Origin of the sequence: Anaerovibrio sp., from assembly GCF_051866355.1 — a bacterium.
Taxonomy (GTDB): Bacteria; Bacillota; Negativicutes; order Selenomonadales; family Selenomonadaceae; genus Anaerovibrio.
Window position 1 is genome coordinate 1 of the sequence record NZ_JBJDWZ010000073.1, and the last position, 2,835, is coordinate 2,835.

At 49.6% G+C, this 2,835-nt stretch carries 4 protein-coding genes; all 4 read left to right on the forward strand.

Annotated elements, in window-relative coordinates:
* Positions 1-282, forward strand: a 282-nt coding sequence (locus ACI3UA_RS04300; protein WP_439723596.1) for an aspartate/glutamate racemase family protein, incomplete at its 5' end; no start/stop codon positions are given.
* Positions 283-401: 119 nt separating this feature from the next.
* Positions 402-671, forward strand: coding sequence for an ACT domain-containing protein (locus ACI3UA_RS04305; protein ID WP_154404980.1), 270 nt, complete (start codon positions 402-404; stop codon positions 669-671).
* A 121-nt stretch (positions 672-792) separates the two neighbouring features.
* Positions 793-2,154 (forward strand): PFL family protein, encoded by a 1,362-nt coding sequence (locus ACI3UA_RS04310; RefSeq protein WP_439723597.1) that lies wholly within the window; start codon positions 793-795, stop codon positions 2,152-2,154.
* Between the two features lie 148 nt (positions 2,155-2,302).
* A partial coding sequence (nth, locus tag ACI3UA_RS04315; RefSeq protein WP_439723598.1) for an endonuclease III occupies positions 2,303-2,835 on the forward strand: 533 nt, incomplete at its 3' end.

Consider the following 2,835-nt stretch of genomic DNA (forward strand, 5'->3'; position numbering starts at 1 on the left):
AAGAGCGGTATTCAGGTGGTTGTTCCACGGGAAAGTGAGCTTGCGCCGATAAGTGATAAGATTACTAGTGAGCTTGAGCTGGGGATGGTCAAGGATGAAACCTTATCGTATTTTCAGCAGGTGATTTCAAGCATGCAGGCTGAAGAGGGAATAGAGGCAATCGTGCTTGGCTGCACGGAGCTTCCGCTGGTGCTGAATGATGAAGTGAGCCCTGTTCCCTGCCTCGATACCATGCAGATACACATAGATGCCATCATAAGGGAGATTTTGAAGGATGCCTAGTTAAATTTTCCAAAATATTTTCTCCCAGGTGGTTATATATTTCTTTTTAGTATGCTATAATGTAAAAATATCGGGGATTTTGTATCCTTTTTACTTGAGCTATGATAGGAGAGAATAACATGAAATTGGTTGTTACTACTGTTGGTAAAGATAGAGTGGGTATTATTGCGATGGTCAGCAACATTCTGGCAGAGAACAATATCAACATCCTCAGCGTAAACCAGAACATCATGGATGGCTTTTTCAACATGATTATGATGGCTGAGACTGTCGGTGACAATGTAAAACTGCCGGAGATGCAGAAGCTGCTCAGGGAGAAAGGGCAGGAGCTGGATTTGGAGATAAAGGTGCAGAATCAGGAAATCTTCAATATTATGCACAATATTTAATTGTCATGCATAGAATCTAATCTTCATTATGCTGTTATGCCGTTGTATTATCGCATATTGCTGTTGCGTTCTTATAATTGCATAACATACAATCGTAATATAGTCGTATGGAGGATTTTTTGTGATTACTATAGATAACATTTTAGAAACAAACCGCATGATTACGGAGAACAAGCTGGATGTGCGTACCATTACCATGGGCATTTCCCTCCGTGACTGCGCTCATCCGAATATTGACCAGTTCTGCCGCAACGTGTATGACAAGATTACCAAATCAGCCGAATTTCTTGTAAAGACCGGTGAGGACATCGAGGCTCAGTATGGTATTCCTATCATTCACAAGCGTATTTCTGTGACGCCTATCGCCATTGCGGCGGAGGCATGCAAAACTGATTCCTATGTACCTGTGGCAGAAACACTGGATAAGGCCGCCAAGGCTGTCGGTGTAAATTTCATCGGCGGTTTTTCCGCTCTGGTGGAAAAAGGCTTTACCAATGGTGACAGGATTCTGCTGGATTCGATTCCGCAGGCACTGGCTACAACAGATGTGGTCTGCTCTTCTGTAAATCTCGGCTCTACCAAGGCCGGCATCAACATGGACTGTGTGCGCCAGATGGGCGAGATTATCAAGCGTACTGCGGAGCTTACCCGTGATCAGGATGCACTGGGCTGTGCGAAGCTGGTGGTATTTGCCAATGCGCCTGGGGATAATCCGTTTATGGCCGGTGCTTTCCATGGTGTCAGCGAGGCAGAGAAGGTTGTCAGCGTCGGTGTCAGCGGCCCTGGCGTTGTAAAGCATGCCCTTGAGGATTTGAAGGGTGCTGACTTTACCGAGGTGGCCGAGACTATCAAGAAGACGGCTTTCAAGATTACCCGTGTCGGTCAGCTGGTGGCCCGCGAGGCTTCCCGCCGCCTGGGCGTACCATTTGGCATTATCGACCTTTCCCTTGCTCCAACTCCGGCTGTTGGTGATTCTGTGGCCAATGTTTTGGAGGAAATGGGTCTGGAGCGCTGTGGCGCACCGGGTACTACTGCGGCATTGGCTCTTCTCAATGATGCAGTAAAGAAGGGCGGCCTGATGGCTTCTTCCCATGTGGGCGGCCTGAGTGGTGCATTCATCCCTGTCAGCGAGGATCAGGGCATGATTGAGGCCATCGAGTGCGGCTCCCTGTCCATTGAAAAGCTGGAGGCTATGACCTGCGTATGCTCTGTAGGTCTTGATATGATTGCTGTGGAGGGTGACACTTCTGCCGCCACTATTTCCGGCATTATTGCTGACGAGGCGGCCATCGGCATGATTAACAATAAGACCACTGCTGTCCGCGTGATTCCTGTTCCAGGCAAGAAAGTGGGCGAGAGCGTGGAGTTTGGCGGCCTTCTGGGACGCTGTCCTATTGTCAAGGTGCGCAATAATTGGAGCTCCGAGGCGTTTATTGCCCGCGGCGGGCGTATTCCTGCGCCGATCAGGAGCCTGACAAACTGATTGTGATGGCGGCTGTGTGGCGGTGCTGTCCGTAATTGTCATTGTCGGACAGGTATCGCCACAGCTGCTGTTTTTACGGGCATCGCCGGTGCAGCTTGCTTCCGGCGTGGTTTGTTTTCTGTGTTAGTGTTTATCTGGTTGTGATGCTATGCGTGTTACCAAGAAAATAAAGGCCGAGCAGGTTGCTATTTTAGGTGAGGTATACAAGGATGTCAAACCGGCCTTAAAGTTCCGCAATCCATTTGAGCTTTTGATTGCGGTGATTTTGTCCGCCCAGTGTACGGATGTTAGGGTGAATATTACGACGGAGCGCCTTTTTGCCAAGGCTCCTACGCCACAGGCCATAGTGGATATGGGGCTTGAGGCGCTGGAGCAGGAAATCAAGGATTGCGGCCTTTTTCGCAACAAGGCCAAAAATATCCGGGCGACCTGTGAGATTTTGGTGCGTGACTTTGATAGCCGGGTGCCGGAGGATTTTGATACGCTTTTGAAGCTGCCCGGCGTGGGCAGAAAAACGGCCAATGTAGTGACCAGCATTGCTTTTGACAGGCCGGCCATTGCCGTGGATACCCATGTGTTTCGTGTGTCGAACAGGCTGAAACTGGCTGTGGGGGAAACGCCTGACGAGGTAGAACAAGGCCTGATGAGGGCAATTCCCAAGGAGCTGTGGAGCCAGGCGCA

What these genes read in the sequence shown, in the direction of transcription:
- ACI3UA_RS04305 (WP_154404980.1), top strand. Translation starts at nt 402, where the DNA reads ATGAAATTGGTTGTTACTACTGTTGGTAAAGATAGAGTGGGTATTATT.